Source organism: Bradyrhizobium sp. ORS 278, assembly GCF_000026145.1.
Classification (GTDB): Bacteria; Pseudomonadota; Alphaproteobacteria; order Rhizobiales; family Xanthobacteraceae; genus Bradyrhizobium.
In genome coordinates, this window is record NC_009445.1 from 2187036 (window position 1) to 2207552 (window position 20517).

The window sequence follows — 20517 nt, forward strand, 5'->3', positions numbered from 1 at the left end:
CCGGACGAGACAGGTTTACCACGGGGAACGCGGACGCCTAGGCCAGTTCTTTAGGAAAGGTTAACAAGGTTAACACAAACGTTCGTTTGACAGGCGCAGTTGATCGCTGCTGCCGCGACCTCCCGTGATGCTGCGGCAGCCACCGGTGTTATCCCCGCGAATGTGGGGATCCAGTACTCACCGGCAGTGGTGATCAGCCGAGATGTCACGGCGTACTGGATGCCCGCCTGCGCGGGCATGACGGAGAATGCCGCTAGTTCGCGTAGCGGGCGGTGAGATCGCGCGAGATCTTGGAGCCCTCGTCGATGTAGCGGCGGATCGCCACCATCGCGGCCGGCGTGCAGGTCCGGTAGGTCTGCTGGAAGCCATTATAGCCGCGGTTGAAGCCGGCGATCATGCGGGCGCGGCGCTCGCCGGAGGGCGTCTCGGCGTCGATCAGCGCCTGCATCTGAATGCGCCATTTCGCGCCCTCGTTGTTGCCGCAGATGCCGCGGAGGTAATGCAAGGTGCCGAGGATTTCGGCCAGCCGCTGCAGGTCGCCGTCGAACGGCGCAGCCGCATCCTGCGCCCGCGCAGGCGCCGCGGCGCAGGCCAGCACGAGCATGACGCCAGCCAGGAGGCTTGTGAGGAGGCGGGTGGGGGTGATCGGACGCACCGACGTCATATGCCTTTGCCGGATGGCGGACGCAAGGCGGCTAAAGGAGCCGGCGGGCGGCGGCGATGATGTCCGGCAGGCCGTCGGTGAGTGTCAGGCCGTCCAGCGCATCGGGATGCCGCCATTGCGCATCGTCGAGCTCGTCGTTGAGCGTGGGCTCGCCCGCCTGCCAGCGTGCGGCGAAAGGGAGGATCACATAATGGCCGTCGCCGCCCTTGCCGCCCTGGCTGGCCGGCAATATCTCGCGCCAGCCGGCGAGGCCGATGATGGCGATCGAAAGACCGGTCTCCTCCGTCACCTCGCGCGCGACCGCCGTGTGCAGATCCTCGCCGAACTCGACCCTGCCGCCGGGCAGGGTGTAGACGCCCCTGGCCGGCGACCGCGCCCGGCGCACCAGGAGGATTTCGCCATCGCGGAAGATGGCGGCGCTCACGGCGAGCTGGGGATGGCGTGGTGTGGGATCGGTCATGGCAGCGGGGACTCCAGGCGTGGCCCGCACTGTAACGTGGAGACCGCGGCGATGGCAGCCGGCTCAGAAGCTTGCCATGATGGCATCGACGGCGTCGACCTCGTCGACCTCCGCCACCGGCTCGGGGTCGAACTCGATGTCGCCATTGATGATGCCGCCGGCCTGCGACACCAGCGGCTTGACCCAGCCCGCGGCCTGCTCGGCGAGCTTGGCCTTGGTCGAGTCCTGCTTGGCTTCGCGCATCGCGGTTCCGACCGCGAGCAGGATGTCGGTCATGGTCTTGGTGAGATGGTCGAAGCGGTCGCGGATCGCGGGCTCGGCCTGCTCATAGGCTTCGATCACGAGATCGCGGGCCTTGAAATTGGTGTGCGTGAAATGTTCAGGATAGGTCAGCGGCGACCACGCGAGAAAGTCCTCGGCGCATTCCGGGATATCCGGAATCATTTCGAGCAGCATGACGGCTTCGTTGAAATGATTCAGATAGTCGGTGGCAAGCCCGGTGCGCGGATTGATGTTGGCGGCGCGCAGGATCGCGGCCCGCGCCGGATCAATGGCGCTGCCCGCCGGTCGTGGGGTCGTGCGATCGGTAGGCACGGAATGGGTGGCCGCTGCGGTCATCGGCTGCAGTGTTCCCAACCCCGGTTAAAAGGTGCTGAACACACCAGGATTTGAGTGAGATTATGTGTGGACGCTTCGTAATCACTTCACCACCCGCAGCATTGCGGCAGATCTTCGGCTATCAGGAGCAGCCGAACTTTCCGCCGCGGCACAATATTGCTCCGACGCAGCCTATTCCCGTAGTTTTCCTGGATCAGGACGTCAGGCATTTTCGTCTGATGCGCTGGGGTTTCCTGCCGGCATGGGTCAAGGATCCCCGTGGTTTTACGTTGCTGATCAATGCGCGTTCGGAGACCGTCCGCGAGAAGCCTGCATTCAAGAATGCCATTCGTCGCCGGCGCGTGCTTGTGCCCGCTGATGGGTATTATGAGTGGCAGCTCATCGACGGCCGCAAGCGGCCGCTGTTCATCCACCGCAGCGACAAGGCGCCGTTCGGCTTCGCCGCGCTCGCCGAGACCTGGATGGGGCCGAACGGCGAGGAGGTCGACACGGTAGCGATCGTGACCGCCGCAGCGAACACCGATCTCGCCACCTTGCATGACCGTGTTCCCGTGACGATCAGGCCCGACGACTTTTCGCTCTGGCTCGACTGCCGCAACCACGATGCCGGCGACATCATGCATCTGATGGTCGCGCCGGAGCAAGGAGAGTTCAGCTGGTACGAGGTCTCGACGCGGGTCAACGCGGTGGCCAACGACGATCCGCAATTGCTGCTGCCGATGACCGAGGAGATGCGCGCCGCGGAAGACGCCCAGCGCAAGCCCGCGAAGAAGGTTGCGTCACGCAAGGCTGCAACTGCGTCGACCGATGACGGCCAGGGGAGTCTGTTCTGAGGCAAGCCGTATCAACCGAGAAGGTCGTCATCCCCGCGAAGGCGGGGATCCAGTACGCCGCGGCCTCTCGGATTGCAACGAACAGCGGTGGAATACTGGCTCCCCCGCTTTCGCGGAGGACGACAGCGGAGAATACAAGCTGCAGATGGGACGCGACCTATCTGAAAATCCGCAGCGCTGCGTGCTGCAGCAGCATGATGGTCTTGGCGTCTTGAATGCGGCCGTCGCCGATCATCGCCAGGCCCGCGTCGATCGAGAGTTCCAGCACCTCGATCTCCTCGCCCTCATGTGCGAGCCCGCCGCCGGCGCTGACGCGCATCTCGGGCTCGTACTCCGCGACGAAGAAGTGGATCTTCTCGGTGACGACGCCCGGGCTCATGAACGCCTCGAACACGAACTTCACATCGTGCAGGCGGAACCCGGTCTCCTCCTCGGCCTCGAGGCGGATGCGCTCCTCGGGCGAGGCGTTGTCGAGCAGGCCGGCGGCCGCTTCGATCAGGAGATCATCGTAGCCGTTGATGAAAGCCGGATAGCGGAACTGCTTGACCAGGATGACGCTGCGCTGGGCCAGATTGTACGGCAGGATCGCCGCCGCGTTGCCGCGCTCGAACACGTCGCGGCTCTGCATTTGCCAAGTGCCGTCGTCGCGTCGCCACTCGAATTTCGTCGAGGTGAGCGTGCCATAATGATCGGAGAGCACGCGCCGCTCATGCACGCGGATGCGATCGGAGATGCTCATGCGGACCCTCTGTTACTTCATGCCGGGCGTCGGCGGCCGGCCGTCGAGCCATTTCGAGAACACCACGCTGTCCTGCACGGCGTAGTCGAGCGCCTGGTAGAACGCCTGCACCTTGGTGTTGTCGCCGCGCACCATCAGCATCAGCTTGGCGATGCCGCGCCCGCGCAGCCAGTCCTCGGCGGCGGCCATGATCGCGCGGCCGAGGTTCTGGCCGCGATGGTCGGGATCGACGCTGACATAGTACACCCAGCCGCGGTGGCCGTCATGGCCGACCATGGCGGAAGCCGCGATCGCGCCGCCGAAGCGGCCGACCAGCACGGTGGAGTCGTCGCCGCGGCGGGCGAGCGCGATGTCGGCGGCGGGATCGTTCCACGGCCTTGTCAGGCCGCAGCGCTGCCACAGCGCGATGATCGCGGGCACGTCGGCATCGGTGATGTCGGAGATGGCGAGAGCAGGGGCACTGTCCATGTTGCGAGCCTAGAGCACCTTGCCCGGGTTCATGATCCCCAGCGGATCGAACTGCGCCTTGATTGCGCGCATCAGCGCGATCGCGGTCGGGTCCTTGACGTCGGGCAGCTCGTCGCGCTTGAGCACGCCGATGCCGTGCTCGGCCGAGATCGATCCGCCCATGCGCAGCACGATCTCGAACACGACCGAATTCACCTCGTGCCAACGCGCGAGATAGTCGGCGGTGTCGGCGCCGATCGGCTGGCTGACATTGTAGTGGATGTTGCCGTCGCCGAGATGGCCGAACGGAACGGGGCGTGCGCCGGGCACTTTCCTGACGACGGCCTCGTTGGCTTCCGCGATGAACGCCGGCACCGCGGCCACCGGCACCGAGATGTCGTGCTTGATCGAGCCGCCCTCCGGCTTCTGCGCCCAGGAAATGTCCTCGCGCAATTTCCAGAACGCCATGCGCTGGGTGAGATTCTCGGCGATCACGGCGTCGTCCACGATGCTGGCCTCAAAACCCTGTTCGAGGATGGTCTCCAGCGTGGCCCGGGCGTCGTCGCGCGACGACGACAATTCCATCAGCACGAACCAGGGATGCGGACCGGACAGCGGCGCGCGGTTGCCGGAGACATGGCGGATCGAGAAGGCGAGCGCGATCTGGGCGATCAGTTCGAAGCTGGTGAGGCTGCCCGCGGCCTCGCGTTGCGCGATCGACAGCAGCTTGAGCGCATCCTCCGGCGACTTCAGCCCGACGAAGGCGGTCTCGATCGCGCGCGGCTTCGGGAACAGCTTCAGGCTCGCCGCGGTGATGATCCCGAGCGTCCCCTCGGCGCCGATGAACAGATTGCGCAAATCGTAGCCGGTGTTGTCCTTCTTCAATTTCGACAGCGCATTCAGCACCCGCCCGTCGGCCAGCACCACCTCGACGCCCAGCGCCATCTCACGCGCGACGCCGTAGGCCAGCGCAGCGGTGCCGCCGGCATTGGTGGAGAGATTGCCGCCGATGGTGCAGCTGCCCTCGGCGCCGAGCGACAGCGGGAACAGGCGGTCCACCTCGGCGGCCTTCTGCTGCGCGACCTGCAGCACGACGCCGGCCTCGGCGATCATCGTGTTGGACGCGGTGTCGACGTCGCGAATCCTGTCCATGCGCTTCAGCGACACCACGACCTCGCCATTGTGCGGCGTCTGACCGCCGACGAGGCCGGTGTTGCCGCCCTGCGGCACCAGCGCGATGCGATGCGCGCTGGCGAGCTTGCAGATCGCGGCGACCTCGGCGGTCGAGCCCGGCCGCAGCACCAGCGGCGAGCGGCCGTGGAACAGATTGCGCTCCTCGGTGACGTAGGGCGCGACGTCGTTCTCCGCGGTCAGCGCCTGGCGCTCGCCGACGATGGCGGCGAACTGCGCGATCAGCTCGGGGGGCAGCGGCGGGAAGGCAGGCTGGCTGATGTTCATGGTCGGTCGCTTCCAATGTTATCGCGGCGCGGCGGCACGGCGCAGCCGGTCGTTGATGGCCTCGCCGAGGCCATCGTTGGGAATCGGCATCACGGCGATGCTGCGCGCGCCGCTCGCATCGAGGCTGCGAAGATAGCCGAAAAGATGCGTCGCCGCCTCTGCCGGATCGCCGACGGGCGACAGGTTGAGGATCGCGGCGGCCTGCGCGGCGCCCGGCAACGTCACAGGACCGAAGGCGAGCAGCGCCTCATCCGGCGCGACATTGGTGGCATCGAGGCGGACGGCGGCGTGCGGCGCATAATGCGAGGCCAGCATGCCCGGCGCGAGCGGCTGCTCCGCGGCATGTGCCTCGGCTACGGCGAGGCGGGCGAGCGGCTGGCCGAGCACCGCCTCGATCGCCTCGCTGGGAACTCCGCCTGGGCGCAGCAAGGTAGGCTCTGCGAAGCAGCCTATAATGGTCGATTCCACACCGACATCGACGGCGCCGCCATCCAGGATCAGATCGATGCGCCCACTGAGATCCGCGGCGACATGCGCTGCCGTGGTCGGCGACACATGGCCGGAGATGTTGGCCGAGGGCGCGACGACCGCGCCGCCGAACGCGGCGAGCAGCGCCCGCGCGGTCGGATGCGCCGGCACGCGGATCGCGACGGTGTCGAGGCCGGCGGTGGCGAGATCCGCAACGGGGCACTGATCGGCCTGCGGCACCACGAGGGTCAGCGGTCCCGGCCAGAAGGCGGCGGCCAGGCGCTCCGCCGTGGCATCGAAGCGGCCGATCCGCCGCGCCGCCGCTGCGTCGGCGACATGAGCGATCAGCGGATTGAACGCCGGGCGGCCCTTGGCCTGATAGAGGTGCGCGATCGCCGCCGCATTGGCGGCGTCGGCGCCGAGGCCGTAGACGGTCTCGGTCGGAAACGCGACCAGCCCGCCGCGCGCGAACATCGCCGCGGCTTGCGCGATGCCGGCCGCAGCAGCAGGCAGGATTCGGGTCTCGATCGCGGGCATGTCTGGCGCGGGCATGACGGGTACGGCACGAGGAGAGCGGTCGCGCTCGGCTATAGCGGGCGGGGACGCCCGAATGAAGCGCGCAAATGCGCCGCTGGGCTGCGACCGGCTCTGGTCACGCCGGCAAAGCCTCGGTCTCTCAGGCAGTTAACCCCTCCTTCTCAGGTTAGCGATTTCGATGCGATTTCCTGCCTCGTGTGCCTTGCGAAGACGGAAACCCGACGCTATAAGCCGGCTTCCCAAGTCGGAGCGTGGCTCAGCCCGGTAGAGCACTGCGTTCGGGACGCAGGGGTCGCAGGTTCGAATCCTGCCGCTCCGACCATTTCTCGCGTGACAATTCACGCTTTCCCGATGTCACCTCTCGATCACTGCGTGCACTTTCTGCGGCGCGATCGGACGAGGTGCCCCCAAATGACCGCGAAACCCTTTCGCAAGGTGCCGCCTGCGGCGCGAGCCGGAACGGCGTGGCGTCGCGGCAATGTCGGCCGGCTGCTCAACAATGCGGTGCGACGGTTCGAGTCGCGCGTGCTGGAGTTGATGGTGGCGAGCGGCCATCCGGAGTCGCGGATCGCCCATGTCAGCCTCACCCGCAACCTCGACATCGAAGGCACGCGGCTGACGGAGCTCGCGCGGCGCGCCTCGATGAGCAAGCAGGCCATGGGCGAGCTGGTCGATCAATGTGCGGAGCTGGGCCTGGTGACGCGCGTCGCCGATCCGGACGACGGCCGCGCGCGCCTCGTCCGCTTCACGCCGGCGGGCCTGACATGGCTCCAGGCGTTCGGCGAGGCCGTGGACATCGCCGAGGCCGAGATGCGCAAGGAACTCGGCAAGGCGGCGATGGACGTGATCGTGGATGGACTGGCAGCCTATGGCGCGCGCTTCGATCCGCTGCAGGAGTCGATATAGTCAGGTTGCTTGACTAATTTCCCGGACGCCATAGCATGGCCGTCGAAACGGGAGGCGCGCGGTGATGCAACGTCTGACCACGTCGGTCCTGATCGTCGGCGGTGGGCCGTGCGGGCTGATGCTCGCCAACGAGCTCGGTCGCCGCGGCGTGTCCGCGATCCTGGTCGACGAGAAGCCGGGTACGGCGTTCAATCCGCAGGCCAACGCGACCCAGGCGCGGACGATGGAGCACTACCGCCGGCTCGGCTTCGCCGGCGAGATCCGCCGCGCCGGCCTGCCGGCGGACTATCCGACCGATGTCGCCTATTTCACGCGCTACACGGCGTACGAGCTGGCGCGCTTCCAGCTGCCGTCTGCGGCGCGGGCGACCGAACTGATCAAGGGTCTGTCCGGCTCGTGGAGCGCGGCCGAGCTGCCGCATCGGGTGTCGCAGAAATTCGTCGAGGCGATCCTGCTGCGCCATGCCCGGGAGTTCGCCGGCATTCAGCTGCATTACGGCCATCGCTTGATCGGCTACGTCAGCCATGACGCTGGCATCTCCGCCGAGGTCGAGCGTGTCGGCGATGGCGCACGCATCCAGATCGCGGCCGCTGTCCTGGTCGGCGCCGATGGCCCGCGATCCCAAGTGCGGCAGTCTCTCGGGATCTCCTATGCCGGCACCACCGGCGTGCAGCGCGATTTCATGGGCGGCCGCATGCTCGCCGTCTATCTCCGCGCGCCGGAGTTCTATGCTCAGGTCCCGCACGACAAGGCCTGGATGTATGTCTGCTTCAACCGCGATCGTCGTGCCTTCATGGCGGCCGTGAACGGCCGCGACGAGTTCGCCTTTCACACCCAGCTGCGGCCCGGCGAGGACGAGAGCGCGATCACGGCTGATGAGGCGAAGGCCGCGTTCCAGCGCGCCTGCGGCAGCAGCATCCCGTGCGAGGTGCTGTCGCATCTGACCTGGACCGCGGGCCATGCGCTGGTGGCCGAGAGCATGCAGCGCGGCCGGGTGTTTCTTGGTGGCGACGCGGCGCATCTGTTCACGCCGACCGGCGGGCTCGGCCACAACACCGCGATCGAGGACGCCGTCAATCTCGGCTGGAAGCTCGCTCACGTGGTCAAGGGCATCAGCCCGATGGCGCTGCTCGACAGCTACGCGGCGGAGCGGCGCCCTGTGGCGCTGCGCAACACCGACTACGCCCGCCGGTTCGCGGATTCGCTCGGTCTGTTCGCTGCGGTTCCCGAGATCGAGGATGCGACCCAGGCGGGAGAGGAGGCGCGCGGTGCCGCCGGCGCTTATTTCAGCCAGCACGCGCGGGCCGAGTTCAACATTCCCGGCATCACCTTCGGCGGCCGCTATGACGGCTCCCCGATCATCGTCCCCGACGGCACCCGGCCGCCGCCGGATGCTGCCGATGTTTATGTTCCCAGCGCCTGTCCGGGCGGGCGCGCACCGCATGCGTGGCTTGGCCCTGGCATATCGCTGTATGACCGCTTCGGCTTCGAGTGGACGCTGCTGCATTTCGAGGGCAGCGATGTCGACAAGGACGGTCTGCAAGAGGTTGCGCGGTCGCTCGACGTCGACCTGACGATCCTCACGCTGCCGCGTGCCCTACGCGATCTCTACGAGGCCGATCTCGCGCTCATACGTCCCGATCAGATCGTGGCCTGGCGCGGCGGTGCGGCCCAGGCCGGCATGTTTCCGCGCGTGCTGGCGCAGGCGCTCGGGCACGGGGGCCTCGCTCGATGAGGCGGACCGGACAAGGCGTGAAGAGCGCGTTAATAGATTTGGTCGTGTCGCGAGAAATCTCGCGTTGATGCTTGTGCTGACACAACGATCCCGGATCCGGCGAATGCGAAACCGCGCTGAGTGCAACTCGCAAGTCTCAGCCCGCCATGTTCCGATTCCTCAACCGCTTCCGAATCTCGACCAAGCTCGTGACCGCCACGCTCGGCGGAATGATGTTCGTCGTCATCATGATCACGAGTCAGATCGTCGGCAACGCCAGCATTGACCGCGATCTCAACCTCGCCTTCGACCAGCAGGACATCGCCAGGCTGGCGATGGACACCAAGGCCGCGGCGCGGCAGATGCAGCTTGCCGTGCGCGACATCAGACTGGCGAACTCCGACGCCGAGATCGGTGCCGCAGAGCAGCGCCTTGCCGACGGACGCCGGGCGGCCGACGAGTTCTGCGCCGAGATGACGCTCAAGCCCGCGTCGGCCGAGACCAAGGCCCGTGTCCAGGCGTTGCAGACCGCGATCGAGGCCTACGCCGGCGACGCCAAGCGCATCGTCGCGATCCGGCAGAGGATCGCCGACGACCTCGCGGCGGGCAGATCCGCGGACACTGCGGCACGTGAAGCCGAGGCGGCGGCGCTGGCGCGCAACGTCACTTTGCCGATTGCAAAGACGATCGATGAAGTGTCCGACACCATCGTGAGCTTCGCATCCTCCAAAGCGGCCGCCGACAAGCGAGCGGTCTGGGCGGTCATCTCCAAATCCGAAACAGTTTCTGTCGCAATGGGCGCCATCGCGGTTCTCGTGCTGGCCGCGACGGGCCTGATGAGCGTCTTCGCAGTGTCGCGGCCGATCGGCCGGATGGTGCAGAACATGACCGCGCTGGCGGGCGGCGAGTTGCAGGTTTCGATCACCGGATTGGAACGCGGTGACGAGGTCGGCGACATGGCGCGGGCGACGCAGGTGTTCAAGACCAGCCTGATTGAAACGCATCGCCTGCGTGCCGAGCAGGTCGCGGCGGAAGCGCGCGCGGACGCTCAGCGCAAGCAGGACGTCGATGCCTTCACCGCGGCGTTCGAGAGCGCGATCGGTGGCATCGTCGATCGTGTCTCGTCAAACTCACTCAGCCTGGAGCAGGCGGCGTCCACGCTCGCGAACACCGCGTCGACCACGAGGGAGCTGTCGACGACGGTGGCCTCCGCCTCGGAGGAGGCGTCCGCCAGCGTCCAGTCGGTCGCGGCCGCGACCGAGGAGATGGCCGCGACCGCGGCCGAGATCGGTCGTCAGATCGAGGGCGCATCGCGCGTTGCCCAGAGCGCGGTGGCGCAGGCGACGAGCACGGACCAGTCGATGACCAAGCTGGCCGGTGCCGCGGACAAGGTCGGCAGCATCGTCGGCATGATCACCGCGATCGCGCAGCAGACCAATCTGCTGGCGCTCAATGCCACGATCGAAGCCGCGCGCGCGGGCTCCGCCGGCCGCGGTTTTGCGATCGTGGCCTCGGAGGTGAAGGAACTCGCCGCCCAGACGGCCGACGCGACCAAGGACATCTCCGGCTACATCGCCGAGATCCAGTCCGCGGCCTCGACGGCGGTCGGCGCGATCAAGGAGATCATGTCCACGATCGCGGGCATGTCGGAGATCACCGGCGCCATCGCCGCTGCCGCCGAGGAGCAGGGCAACGCAACCAAGGAAATCTCCCGTAACGTGCAGCAGGCTGCTGTCGGTGCGTCCGAGGTGTCATCGGGGATCGTCGAGGTGCAGTCCGGCGCCACCCACACCGGTGCGGCATCATCGCAGGTCCTGACCGCGGCGCAGTCGCTGTCCGCCGACGGCCTGCGCCTGAAGCAGGAGGTCGTGAGCTTCCTCGCCCGCGTGCGCACGGCTTGAGCGCTCTCGAGGTGTTCGAGCAGATCGACGGCAGGCATCCACGATCTTGCGGGAACCTCTGGCTGGCCGTGCGACAAACTCAGCACGCGGCGAGCGGGCTTAGGAACAATCGAACGCGGTGATTCTTTCAGTCGCGACGACCGTTTCGAACCCTGGAGAAAGCGATGAGAAGCAAGACAGCAGGCGCCTATCAGAAGAGAATGATCCCGACCGTGCTCGCGGCATGCGCCGTGACCCTGCTCGTGGCCGGCAGCGCGGCCGCCGCGCCGAAAGGCCAGTCGCCGGCGAAGGATCAGCATTTCATGACGGAGGCGATCCAAGGCGATCTGTCCGAAGTGAACATGGGCAAGCTCGCGCAGCAGAAAGGGCAGAGCGACCAGGTCAAGCAGTTCGGCCAGGCGCTGCAGCAGGACCATGGCGAGCATCTCCAGAAGGCGCAGCAGCTGGCGAGCCAGAACGGGATGCAGGTGCCGTCGCAGCCCAGCAAGAAGCAGCTCGCGATCTATAACAAGCTCGAGGGCCTCTCAGGCGAGCGCTTCGACCGGGCATTCGGCCAGGCGATGGTGCGCGACCATCAGGAGGACATCAAGAAGTACCAGAAGGAAGCGGCAGCGAACTCGCCGCTGTCGGACTTCGCGCAGCAGACCGTGCCGGTGCTGCAGAAGCATCTCGACATGGCCAAGTCGATCAGCAAGTGACCGAGCAACTGCGTTGAGGCCAAGCTGTGCCGCCCAGGTTGATCCCGGGCGGCATTGTTTCGAGTCCTATTGTGATCGCGCCAAGGCGAGTTGGGCGCGTCCGGGTCGCCGCGGCGGCCGCTTGTTCGGCTCCGGGAGGACGCGGCCGGCAACCTCGAGCGCGAAATAGGCGATCGTCGCTTCGAGGCCCTTGCGCAGCGGAATCTGCGGGTGCCAGCCGAGCAGCCGCTCGGCCGTCGCGATCACCGGCTTGCGCCGCTTGGGATCGTCGACCGGCAGCGGCTTGAACTCAAGCGTGGAGGGTGACTGCGTGCAGGCCAGCACCTCGCGCGCGATCGCCTCGATGCTCATCTCGTGCGGATTGCCGAGATTGATGGGGCCCGTGACCGAGCCCGGACTTTCCATCAGCATCTCCAGGCCGCGGACGAGATCGTCGACGAAGCAGAAGCTGCGCGTCTGGCTGCCGGAGCCGTACACCGTGATCGGTGCTCCGCGGAGCGCCTGGACGATGAAGTTGGACACCACGCGGCCGTCGTTCTCATGCATACGTGGACCATAGGTATTGAAGATCCGCGCGACCTTGATCTCGATGCCATACATGCGCTGATAGTCGAACATCAGCGTCTCGGCGGCCCGCTTGCCCTCGTCGTAACAGGCGCGCGGGCCGATGGTGTTGACGTGGCCGGCATAGGTCTCGGGCTGCGGATGCACCTCGGGGTCGCCATAGACCTCGCTGGTCGAGGCCTGCAGGATCCGTGCGGACTTCTCACGCGCGAGCTCGAGCAGGTTGAGCGTGCCGAGCACGCAGGTCTTCATCGTGCCAATGGGGTCTTGCTGATAATGCGGCGGCGAAGCCGGGCAGGCGAGGTTGTAGAGGCGGTCGAGCCGGCCTTCGATGTCCAGCGGCTCGCGCACGTCGTGCTCGATGAAGCTGAAGTTCGGGTGGTTGAGCAGCGGACGAATGTTGCGCAGCGAGCCGGTATGCAGATTGTCGGCACAGATCACGGTGTCGCCGCGCCGCAGTAGCGTGTCGCAGATATGCGAGCCGATGAAGCCCGCGCCGCCGGCGACGAGGGTGCGGAGCGATCGTCGTGTGGGGATGGAAATCTGAACGGTCATGACAGTCCCAGTTTCAGTTCGACGGCCTCGGTCGAGGCTTGCTTCAGCGCCTGGCGAACCGGGCGGGTCCGGCGGGACAGCGCCTCGCGGTAATAGTCCTCGAGCTGGCGGGCGCGGTGATCGGGCGTGTGGTCTCGGCGGACACGGCGGCTGGCGCGCTCGGCGATGCCTCGGCGCGTGTCCTCCGTCATCTCCTGCAGGATCGCGCTGACGTCCTGCGGCGTCGACACCACGAGGATCTCGCTGTTCGGCACGAAGATGGTTTCGAGGCCGGGCCAATGATCCGACAGCACCGGCGTGCCGCAGGCGGCGGCCTCGAACAGCCGCACGCTCGGCGAGAAGCCGAGGGCGCGCATGTCGGCGCGGGTGACGTTGAGCGTGAAGCGCTGCGCGCAGAAGAAGTCCGCGTGCTCGTGCGGCGGGAGATGAGCGATGCGCTCGACGTTCGCCGGCCAGGCGATCGTGTCCGGATATTGCGCGCCTGCGACGACGAAATTGTCCACGGCGCGCTCGCGCGCCGGATCGAGCAGGAAGCGCTCGAGCTGCGGCTGGCGGTCTGCGCTGTATGTGCCGAGATAGCCGAGCGTCCAGCGCTGCTGCGTCTTGCGCGGCTGATAGAGATCGAGGTCGGCGCTGCAATACAGCACGCGCGCCAGCGGGCTGCCATAGAGATCCTCGATCATTGCCAGCGCGGGTCCGCCGGAGAACGAGAGATAGAGGTCGAAGCGCGGAATCATCGCCGGCGACAGATACTCCAATCCGTGCTCGAGCTGCGCCAGGGTCACGGGCGTATCGATGTCATAGAAGGCGGTCACGCCGCGGGCATGCGACGTCGCCCAGTCGGCGATGGCGATCCCGTCGGGCACATAAGATCCGATGATCACGAGATCGGCGTCGCGTACGGTCGCACCGAACAGCCGCGGCAGGTCCTGCAAGGACTGATAGAGCTTCACGCTCCAGCCGCCGGGATCGGTGAGGTCGCGATGGTCGCGATACCAGGGCACGTCGCGCTCCAGAAAGGTCACGCTGTGGCCGCGCCGCGCGAGCGCCGACAGCAGCGCGCGATATGTCGTGGCGTGGCCGTTGCCCCACGACGATGTGACCGACAATCCGATGACGACGATGTTCAGATTCATTCTGCGGCCTCGATGCGGGGGCTCATTCCCTCGAGCAGGGTGTTGAACTGGTGAGCGCGTTGACGATAGGTGTGATGCGCCAGGATGTGCGCGCGGCCTTGCTCGCCGATGGCGCGGGCGCGTTCGGGCGACAGCGCATCGAGGTGAGCCGCCACGGCGACCCCGTCGGCGGCGACCAGAACTTCACGGTCCGGCTCGAGGAAGAGATCGATGCCTTGCCATTGATCGGTGATCAGACAGGCGCCGGCCCCTGCCGCTTCGAACACGCGGGTCGGCGGCGAGAAGCCGTAGGCTGCCATGCTGTCGCGATTGACGTTGAGGGTTGCGCGCGCGGAACAGAAGAACGCGTTGTGATCGGCCGTGCCGACGTGGCCGACGGCGCGAATGTTGGCGGGCATCGGCTTGTCGTGCCAGCCGGATCCGCCGAGCACGAAGCTCTGGCCGGGACGCTGCGCGGCGGCGTCGATGAAGAAGCGCTCGATCCGAGCCTCGCGGTCCGGCAGGCGGTTGGCGAGCAGATTGAGATCGGAGCTGAACTCGGCGCGCGGCGGCGCCGGATGATGGGTCGCCGGGTCGAGCGCATTGTAGATCGGCACGCAATCGCGGGCGCCAGCGGCGCGGTAGGCCCTGACGACCGGATCGCCGCCGCCATAGGTCAGGACGACATCATAGCGGGGAACCGCCTCGCGGAGATGGTGCTGCGGATCGGCGGCGATCGCATCCAGCGTGGCCGGTGCGTCGACGTCCCAGTAGATACGGAGCGCATCGGTCGAGATCGTGGCGATCGCTTCCTCGAGCTCGGGATCGAAGACACCGACGCCGCTCGCCTTGATCAGCAGGTCGGCGGACTGCACGGCCTCATCCACCGCGCGTTGCCAGCCATCAGGCGTGGCCGGATATACGACGACCCTGGCCCAAGGCGGATCGTCGATATCGCGATGGGCCTGCCGTTCGAACGCGTCCGGCTCATAAAAGGTGATGTGATGGCCGAGCCTGGCAATCTCCTTCAGCATGCCGCGATAATAGGTCGCCGCTCCATTCCAGTAGGACGACACCAGGCTGGAGCCGAAAAAGCAGATGTTCACGATGCGGCTCCTGCGAGTTGCGTGGAGACTGCCTGATCCCGTCCTCGCAGCCTGTCCGAAATCTGCAGCAGCGCCTCGGCCCGGTGCCGGCAGGTGTGGCGGGAAAGCACGGCGTCGCGTGCCTTGGCGGCGATGTCGGCGGCGAAATCGGGATTGGACAGCAGGAGGCGTAACGCCTCGCGCATCTCCGCCCCGTCGGAGGCGCGCAGATATGTGTCCTCGGGAAACAGCGCCTCGACGTCATTCCAAGGCGCGGAGACGATCGGAATGCCGCAGGCCATCGCCTCGAACATGCGGATGGTCGGAATGCCAGGCAGCGATCGGGCATATGGCGCGCGCGGCACGTGGACGGTGACACGGGCCTGTGCGAAGGCTTGTGGCGCGCGGTGCGCGGGCCGCCAACCGCCGTAACGGATGCCGGCCTGCCGCATCGCCGTGAGTGCGTCATCGGGATAACGGACGCCGTAGATGGTGGCGTTGAGTTGCAGCGCCGCCACCGGAGCGATCAGGAATTCACGGAGCTCGGCGCTGCGCTCATCGTCGCCCCAATTGCCGATCCAGACGAGATCCTGTCGCGGAATCACGTCGGGGAATGGACGGTACAACGCGGTATCCGCTGCCTCGTGCCAGGTGAAGGCGCGCGACGTCCAGCCGAGCGCGAGATAGATCTGGCGCAGCACCTCGCCGAAGGCGAGCACGCCGTCATAGCCGGCGAGGTCGAAACGGGCGAGCTCATGCGGCGCCGTCACCGCGCGGTGATGCGTATCGTGGAACAGCAGCACGAAGCGCCCTTCGGCGATGCGACGACGCCCGATTACCCGGACAAGGTCGGGCTCGTTCCACTCGTGCACGATGACGAGGTCGGCGCCATCGAGCGCCTGGTCGAGATCGAGCCTCGAGTCGTAGGTCCTGAGGTCGACGCCCGGGAACAAGCCCGGGATCTGGCGTAGGCTGGCATCGCCGCCGTCCTTGATCGCGTTCAAGCGGCTCCAGCCATCAACGGGTTCATAGACCACGACCTCGTTGCCGAGCGCATGCAGCTCGCGCGCAACGCCGCGCACGAAGTGGGCATTGCCGTTGTTCCAGCACGACGAGAACGCATGGTAGAAAAGTACGCACTTCATGCACAGGCCTCGGCGAGGGTGTTCGATCGATGCTCCGGAACGGCCGGCTTCAGCAGGTCGCGATAGAGTTCGGCATAGGACGCCGCCATGCGATCAATTGTGTATCTGGCCGCGCGCTGGCGTGCGGCGTCCTGCAGCCTGATGCGCGCATCGTCATCACTCGCAAGCCAAGTCAGCGTGCTCTTGAGGGCTTTGACATCGGTCGGGACGACGAACACCGCCGCGTCCTGCCACAGCTCGCGGAAGGTCGGGATGTCCGCCAGCACCAGGGCGCAACCGGCATTTGCCGCCTCGAGCACCGAGAGCCCGAATGGCTCGTACAGCGCGGGGCTCACGAAGACCGCCGCGCGGGACATCCAGTCGCGCAGATCGTGATGTGAGAGTTCGCCCAGCATCTGCAGATTGGACGACAGCACCGCGCCATCCGAACCGGCTCCGGCGACGCGAACCGGACAGGGCAGACCATCGGCGGCCTCGGCCAGCGCACGCAGATTCTTGGCTTTGTCCCACATTCGTCCGGCTGCGAGGGCGAACGTCTCTTGCCGGGTTTCAACGTCGCCGCGGGAGGCAATGCCATTCCAGATCAGCGCGCCCGGACGTTGCGGCTCGTACAGCCGTCCGATGACCTCGCCGAACGCGCAACTGGGCGCCACCCAGCTCGCCGCGTTCTGCAATCCTTCAGCGACGAGCGCGCGATAGCGCTGCCAGCGCGGCTCCCGCAGAAACGCGGTTTCGCCGCAAGCCTTCGCCCAGGAGTGAACGCAGGAATGAGCAACCACGACAACCGGCGCGCGCCAGTCGAAGGCGGCCTCGCGGAAGCTGTTGAGGTGCACGATGTCGGGCCTGATCTCGCGCTCCAGCGAGAGGAGCATGCGGCGCGCCTGATCGAGATGCTTGGCGTCGGGGTCCTGCCATTCCAGCGCGAGATCGGTTTCAATCAGACGGACGCCGCTGCCGCTCAGCATCGCGCGTTGATCCGGCCGCGGTTGCCGGCCCATGCTGACCAGGTGGACGTTCGCATTGCGGGCGGCCAGGGCCACGGACAGAGCCGTCGCGTAGCTCCAAACGCCGCCGACGGCATCGGTCGTCATCAGGACACGGACGCCGGCGAGCGTGCTCATGGCGCGACCTGCAGCTCGAGGGCGGCAAGCGGGATCGGTCGCTCGTTTTGCACGTCGCTGAACTTGCTGAACAGCTCCAAATAGTGCGTGTGCGCGCGCTCCCAGGATTGATCGTCCGGAACGCCCCAGAGCTTCTGGTAGTCCGGCGAGCCCGGATAGGGATAGAGCGGCACCGGATCGTTGGCCCACACGCCGGCACCCTGCATCCGTTGCCGCCAGCGCTGTACGACGGGATCGTCGTCCTGCGGCATCTCGATCAGATTGGCCTGGACGAAGGGCACGTGCCGCCGCGCCTCGATCAATCGGTCGGCGAGCTGCTCAGTCGTCATCCGGCAATTCTTGGCCAGCGCGGCGCGGCCCTCCGGCGTCAGGCTCTCGATGCCGGCCTCGATCGACACGCAGCCGGCGCGCCCGAGCAGCTCGAGCATCTCCGGCTTCCAGAGATCGATGCGAGTCTGCACGCCGAATTTGAGCCCGCGGGCGACCAGGCCCTGCAGCAGCTCGGCATTGGGCAGGAAGATCTCGTCGATGAAGTAGACATACTCCACGCCTTGCGTCCGCAGGCGATCGACCTCGTCGAGAATCACGGCGGACGGCCGCTTGCGATATCCGTTGCGGAAATGGTCCTTGGCGCAGAACGTGCAGTGATAGGGACAGCCGCGCGACCCCTCGACCTCCGCGCCGGGGCCGACTGGTGTCGCCTCGAAGCGGTGATGGTGATGATGATGCCGGCGGATCATCTCCGCCGGCCATTGCAGCGCCGGCTGATCGGTGAACATCGCGGCCTGCGGTCCGCCATGAACGGTCACGTCGCCATTGGCGGCCTTGAAGCAGATGCCGGCGAAATCGCGCTCGCCATTCGCCAGCCGCACAATGCTGTGCTCGCATTCGCCCATCACGACGACGTCGACACGGAGCTTGCGCAACGTCATTCGGGGCGTCGTCGAGCCGTGCGGACCGACCGCGACGAGCACGGCGCCGCTCTCGCGCAGTGTCATGACCAACTCCTGCGGCACGCGCAGCTCGGGCGGTGCGCAGCGCCAGAACAGATAGGTCGGCGCTGTGGTGAGCACGATCATGTCAGGCCGGAACGCCGCGAGCTCGGCGAGGATATCCGACGGCGACAGGTCGAACATGTGGGCATCCAGCAGCAGCGTGGCGTGGCCGGCCTGGCGCAGCAGATGCTCGGAAATGCCGAGCTCGATCGGCAGATGCGGGCTGCGGCAGCCGAAATAGATGCTGCCGTCGAACGTCCAGTTCGGATTGATCAGGGCGACGCGGGTCATGCCAGCGCCCCCTGGCCGCGTTCGGCGAAGCGGGTTGCCAGCCAGCCATGCAACTCGCGAAGTCCCTCGACGAAGGATGTCCGCGGCCGCCATCCGGTCGCGCCCGCGAGTGCGCCGATGTCGGTGACGTACCAGGGCTGGTCGCCGGGGCGCCAATCCGAGAAGCTGTAATTGACCGGCCCGGAAAGTTGCCCGATCTGGTCGATCAGCTCCAGCAGACTGATGGCGTTCGACGGGCCACCGCCGAGGTTGAACACGCGCCCGCGCGTCGCCTCGATCTGATCGAGCACCGCGAGCCAGGCGTCGACCGCATCGGCGACGTACAGCGCGTCGCGCACCTGACAGCCGTCGCCATAGATCGTCAACGCCGCGCCGCGCAGGGCCGAGAGAACGAAGTGCGCGATCCAGCCCTGATCCTCATTGCCGAACTGCCGCGGACCATAGATGCAGCTCATCCGCAGAACCGCCGTGTTCAGGCCGTAGACGCGGGCATAGTCGTGAACGTACTGATCGGCCGCGCCCTTGGAGCAGCCGTAGGGGCTGTAGAGATCGAGCGACGTCTGCTCGGAGACGCCTTGGGTCAGCGTCGTGCTGATTGGCTGATAGCGCTGACCAATGCGGGCGATCGCGTCGTCGTCGATCAGTCGTCCGTACACTTTGTTGGTCGAGGCGAACAGCACGGGCGCGGCTGCATTGTGCAAGCGAACGGCTTCCAGCACGTTCAAAGTGCCGCGTGCATTGATCTCGAAATCGTCGACGGGGTTGTCGAGGCTGGAAGTCACCGCAACCTGTGCCGCGAGATGCAGCACGGCCTTGGCTTGTTTCACGGTGTCGATTACCGTGATCGGCTCGCGGATGTCGCCGACCGTGATGGTGATCCGATCGCCATGGCGCGACTTCAGCCATTGCGCATTTTCACGCACCCCGGCGCGCGCGAGGTTGTCGAGGATCAGCACATGGTCGCCACGCGTCGCGAGCCGGTCGGCAAGGTTGCAGCCGATGAAGCCGCAGCCCCCGGTGATCACGATCGGAGCCTGAGTCGAGGTCGCTTCCATCATGCAACCAGCCCGCGTTGCGACAGCTCTTCGGTCGCCTTCTCCGCCTGGTCGTCGGCGATCTGGTCGGCGAGGTAATGTGCCAGCTCGTCCAGCCCATCCTCAAATCGCACCGCGGGCTTGAACCCGAGCAGACGCTCGGTCTTCGAGATATCGGCGAAACAATGCCGGATGTCGCCGGCGCGATACTTGCCTGTGATCGTCGGCGTCATCTGCGAGCGCCCCATCACGCGCGCGAGATCCTCGGCAACGGAGACGATGCTGCGGCTCTGGCCCGAACCGACATTGAACACGTCGTCAACACGATCGCTCTCGAGCGCGAGCACGCAGGCACGGGCAACATCATGGACATGGACGAAGTCGCGGCGCTGCAGGCCATCCTCGAACACCAGTGGCGAACGGTCGTTGAGAAGCCGTGCGGCGAAGATCGCGAGCACGCCGGTATAGGGATTGGACAAGGCCTGGCGCGGGCCGAACACGTTGAAGAAGCGCAGTGCGAGAGTGGGAATGCCGTACGCCTTTCCGGTGATCAGGCACATCCGCTCCTGCGCATATTTGTTAAGCGCGTAGATCGAGCTTAGAGTCGGCTGCTTGGTCTCGGGGGTCGGTATCGGTTCGAGCGCGCCGCCTGCGCCGGCCAACTCCCACTCGCCGCGTTTCAGCTGATCGAGCGTACGCTCCTCCGGCGCGACGACCGAAGCGTCGCCGGCGCGGCAAGCGCCCTCGCCATAGACGCTCATCGAGGATGCAACGACCAGGCGTGCGACGGGCCGGTTGACCAAGGCCTGCAGCAGCACGGCTGTGCCGAGCTCGTTGGTGCGCACATAGGATTCGATGTCGTACATACTCTGGCCGACACCGACACTGGAGGCAAGATGCAGCACCTTGTCGACGCCGCGCAGCGCGCGTTCGACGGCGATCGGATCGGTGACATCGCCGATCAGCAGTTCGGCATCGGCGTGCAGATAAGATGGACGCTGCCGCTGCGAGCCGTGGACCTGTGGAGCGAGCGTGTCGAGCAGCCGGACCTCGTAGCCTGCGGAGATTAGCGCATCGGCGGTATGCGAGCCGATGAACCCTGCGCCTCCGGTGATCAGGACACGTGTCATGCCGCGCTACTCCCTCTAAGTGAATTTGGAACGACGTCT

At 66.5% G+C, this 20517-nt stretch carries 20 protein-coding genes and 1 tRNA gene; 6 read left to right on the plus strand and 15 right to left on the minus strand.

Annotated elements, in window-relative coordinates:
* Positions 1–253: 253 nt before the first annotated feature.
* The 3 genes from BRADO_RS09640 to BRADO_RS09650 all read right to left on the minus strand — a co-directional run bounded on the left by BRADO_RS09640 (position 254) and on the right by BRADO_RS09650 (position 1742).
* Positions 254–664, minus strand: a complete 411-nt coding sequence (locus BRADO_RS09640; RefSeq protein ID WP_041756300.1) for a TIGR02301 family protein — start codon at positions 662–664, stop codon at positions 254–256.
* 31 nt (positions 665–695) lie between these two features.
* Positions 696–1124 (minus strand): NUDIX hydrolase, encoded by a 429-nt coding sequence (locus tag BRADO_RS09645; RefSeq protein ID WP_011925130.1) that lies wholly within the window; start codon positions 1122–1124, stop codon positions 696–698.
* 63 nt (positions 1125–1187) lie between these two features.
* Entirely contained in the window at positions 1188–1742 is a 555-nt protein-coding gene (locus BRADO_RS09650; protein WP_041756301.1) for a hypothetical protein, read from the minus strand.
* 62 nt (positions 1743–1804) lie between these two features.
* Between BRADO_RS09650 and BRADO_RS09655 the strand changes: the two genes are divergently transcribed.
* On the plus strand, positions 1805–2575 hold the full coding sequence (locus BRADO_RS09655; protein ID WP_083794848.1) for an SOS response-associated peptidase: 771 nt from the start codon (positions 1805–1807) through the stop codon (positions 2573–2575).
* Between the two features lie 157 nt (positions 2576–2732).
* Here BRADO_RS09655 and BRADO_RS09660 read toward each other — a convergent pair whose 3' ends face one another.
* Genes BRADO_RS09660 through BRADO_RS09675 form a run of 4 tightly spaced genes read right to left on the minus strand, consistent with a single transcriptional unit; the run spans position 2733 to position 6239 of the window.
* Complete coding sequence (locus tag BRADO_RS09660) at positions 2733–3314, minus strand: pyrophosphatase (protein ID WP_011925133.1); 582 nt, start codon at positions 3312–3314, stop codon at positions 2733–2735.
* A gap of 12 nt (positions 3315–3326) precedes the next feature.
* Positions 3327–3782 (minus strand): GNAT family acetyltransferase, encoded by a 456-nt coding sequence (locus BRADO_RS09665; RefSeq protein ID WP_011925134.1) that lies wholly within the window; start codon positions 3780–3782, stop codon positions 3327–3329.
* A 9-nt stretch (positions 3783–3791) separates the two neighbouring features.
* The gene (locus BRADO_RS09670; RefSeq protein ID WP_011925135.1) at positions 3792–5219 is read right to left on the minus strand and encodes an FAD-binding oxidoreductase; all 1428 of its coding nucleotides are present in this window, start codon (positions 5217–5219) and stop codon (positions 3792–3794) included.
* 18 nt (positions 5220–5237) lie between these two features.
* Positions 5238–6239: an L-threonylcarbamoyladenylate synthase gene (locus BRADO_RS09675; protein WP_011925136.1), complete on the minus strand. Its 1002-nt coding sequence runs from the start codon at positions 6237–6239 to the stop codon at positions 5238–5240.
* A gap of 230 nt (positions 6240–6469) precedes the next feature.
* Between BRADO_RS09675 and BRADO_RS09680 the strand changes: the two genes are divergently transcribed.
* From BRADO_RS09680 to BRADO_RS09700, 5 genes are all read left to right on the plus strand, one after another.
* Positions 6470–6546 (plus strand) — tRNA-Pro (locus BRADO_RS09680).
* Positions 6547–6635: 89 nt separating this feature from the next.
* Entirely contained in the window at positions 6636–7130 is a 495-nt protein-coding gene (locus BRADO_RS09685; protein WP_041756302.1) for a MarR family winged helix-turn-helix transcriptional regulator, read from the plus strand.
* 64 nt (positions 7131–7194) lie between these two features.
* Positions 7195–8865: an FAD-dependent oxidoreductase gene (locus BRADO_RS09690; protein ID WP_041756303.1), complete on the plus strand. Its 1671-nt coding sequence runs from the start codon at positions 7195–7197 to the stop codon at positions 8863–8865.
* 146 nt (positions 8866–9011) lie between these two features.
* On the plus strand, positions 9012–10745 hold the full coding sequence (locus BRADO_RS09695) for a methyl-accepting chemotaxis protein (protein ID WP_011925138.1): 1734 nt from the start codon (positions 9012–9014) through the stop codon (positions 10743–10745).
* A gap of 164 nt (positions 10746–10909) precedes the next feature.
* Positions 10910–11443, plus strand: coding sequence for a DUF4142 domain-containing protein (locus tag BRADO_RS09700; protein WP_011925139.1), 534 nt, complete (start codon positions 10910–10912; stop codon positions 11441–11443).
* Between the two features lie 66 nt (positions 11444–11509).
* Here BRADO_RS09700 and BRADO_RS09705 read toward each other — a convergent pair whose 3' ends face one another.
* The 8 genes from BRADO_RS09705 to BRADO_RS09740 are packed head-to-tail and all read right to left on the minus strand — an operon-like array spanning position 11510 to position 20478.
* Positions 11510–12562, minus strand: coding sequence for a UDP-glucuronic acid decarboxylase family protein (locus tag BRADO_RS09705; RefSeq protein WP_011925140.1), 1053 nt, complete (start codon positions 12560–12562; stop codon positions 11510–11512).
* Entirely contained in the window at positions 12559–13698 is a 1140-nt protein-coding gene (locus BRADO_RS09710) for a glycosyltransferase (protein WP_011925141.1), read from the minus strand. Before BRADO_RS09710 ends, BRADO_RS09705 begins: the two co-directional genes overlap by 4 nt.
* Complete coding sequence (locus tag BRADO_RS09715; RefSeq protein ID WP_011925142.1) at positions 13695–14783, minus strand: glycosyltransferase; 1089 nt, start codon at positions 14781–14783, stop codon at positions 13695–13697. Before BRADO_RS09715 ends, BRADO_RS09710 begins: the two co-directional genes overlap by 4 nt.
* A complete protein-coding gene (locus BRADO_RS09720) occupies positions 14780–15907 on the minus strand; it encodes a glycosyltransferase (RefSeq protein WP_011925143.1) in 1128 nt (375 codons plus the stop codon). Before BRADO_RS09720 ends, BRADO_RS09715 begins: the two co-directional genes overlap by 4 nt.
* Positions 15904–17028: a glycosyltransferase family 4 protein gene (locus BRADO_RS09725; RefSeq protein WP_011925144.1), complete on the minus strand. Its 1125-nt coding sequence runs from the start codon at positions 17026–17028 to the stop codon at positions 15904–15906. Before BRADO_RS09725 ends, BRADO_RS09720 begins: the two co-directional genes overlap by 4 nt.
* Positions 17025–18314, minus strand: a complete 1290-nt coding sequence (locus BRADO_RS09730) for a TIGR04295 family B12-binding domain-containing radical SAM protein (protein WP_011925145.1) — start codon at positions 18312–18314, stop codon at positions 17025–17027. The genes BRADO_RS09725 and BRADO_RS09730 overlap by 4 nt, the downstream gene beginning before the upstream one ends.
* Positions 18311–19372 (minus strand): NAD-dependent epimerase/dehydratase family protein, encoded by a 1062-nt coding sequence (locus BRADO_RS09735; protein WP_011925146.1) that lies wholly within the window; start codon positions 19370–19372, stop codon positions 18311–18313. Before BRADO_RS09735 ends, BRADO_RS09730 begins: the two co-directional genes overlap by 4 nt.
* Positions 19369–20478, minus strand: coding sequence for an NAD-dependent epimerase/dehydratase family protein (locus BRADO_RS09740; RefSeq protein ID WP_011925147.1), 1110 nt, complete (start codon positions 20476–20478; stop codon positions 19369–19371). Before BRADO_RS09740 ends, BRADO_RS09735 begins: the two co-directional genes overlap by 4 nt.
* Between the last annotated feature and the right edge of the window lie 39 nt (positions 20479–20517).

Bases quoted from the DNA above. Each gene is read 5' to 3' on its own strand.
- BRADO_RS09705 (WP_011925140.1), bottom strand. From the start codon at position 12,562: ATGACCGTTCAGATTTCCATCCCCACACGACGATCGCTCCGCACCCTC.
- BRADO_RS09725 (WP_011925144.1), bottom strand. From the start codon at position 17,028: ATGAGCACGCTCGCCGGCGTCCGTGTCCTGATGACGACCGATGCCGTC.
- BRADO_RS09640 (WP_041756300.1), bottom strand. From the start codon at position 664: ATGACGTCGGTGCGTCCGATCACCCCCACCCGCCTCCTCACAAGCCTC.
- BRADO_RS09675 (WP_011925136.1), bottom strand. From the start codon at position 6,239: ATGCCCGCGCCAGACATGCCCGCGATCGAGACCCGAATCCTGCCTGCT.
- BRADO_RS09670 (WP_011925135.1), bottom strand. From the start codon at position 5,219: ATGAACATCAGCCAGCCTGCCTTCCCGCCGCTGCCCCCCGAGCTGATC.
- BRADO_RS09645 (WP_011925130.1), bottom strand. From the start codon at position 1,124: ATGACCGATCCCACACCACGCCATCCCCAGCTCGCCGTGAGCGCCGCC.
- BRADO_RS09690 (WP_041756303.1), top strand. From the start codon at position 7,195: ATGCAACGTCTGACCACGTCGGTCCTGATCGTCGGCGGTGGGCCGTGC.
- BRADO_RS09700 (WP_011925139.1), top strand. From the start codon at position 10,910: ATGAGAAGCAAGACAGCAGGCGCCTATCAGAAGAGAATGATCCCGACC.
- BRADO_RS09665 (WP_011925134.1), bottom strand. From the start codon at position 3,782: ATGGACAGTGCCCCTGCTCTCGCCATCTCCGACATCACCGATGCCGAC.
- BRADO_RS09695 (WP_011925138.1), top strand. From the start codon at position 9,012: ATGTTCCGATTCCTCAACCGCTTCCGAATCTCGACCAAGCTCGTGACC.
- BRADO_RS09740 (WP_011925147.1), bottom strand. From the start codon at position 20,478: ATGACACGTGTCCTGATCACCGGAGGCGCAGGGTTCATCGGCTCGCAT.
- BRADO_RS09660 (WP_011925133.1), bottom strand. From the start codon at position 3,314: ATGAGCATCTCCGATCGCATCCGCGTGCATGAGCGGCGCGTGCTCTCC.
- BRADO_RS09735 (WP_011925146.1), bottom strand. From the start codon at position 19,372: ATGATGGAAGCGACCTCGACTCAGGCTCCGATCGTGATCACCGGGGGC.
- BRADO_RS09720 (WP_011925143.1), bottom strand. From the start codon at position 15,907: ATGAAGTGCGTACTTTTCTACCATGCGTTCTCGTCGTGCTGGAACAAC.
- BRADO_RS09655 (WP_083794848.1), top strand. From the start codon at position 1,805: ATGTGTGGACGCTTCGTAATCACTTCACCACCCGCAGCATTGCGGCAG.
- BRADO_RS09650 (WP_041756301.1), bottom strand. From the start codon at position 1,742: ATGACCGCAGCGGCCACCCATTCCGTGCCTACCGATCGCACGACCCCA.
- BRADO_RS09685 (WP_041756302.1), top strand. From the start codon at position 6,636: ATGACCGCGAAACCCTTTCGCAAGGTGCCGCCTGCGGCGCGAGCCGGA.
- BRADO_RS09730 (WP_011925145.1), bottom strand. From the start codon at position 18,314: ATGACCCGCGTCGCCCTGATCAATCCGAACTGGACGTTCGACGGCAGC.
- BRADO_RS09710 (WP_011925141.1), bottom strand. From the start codon at position 13,698: ATGAATCTGAACATCGTCGTCATCGGATTGTCGGTCACATCGTCGTGG.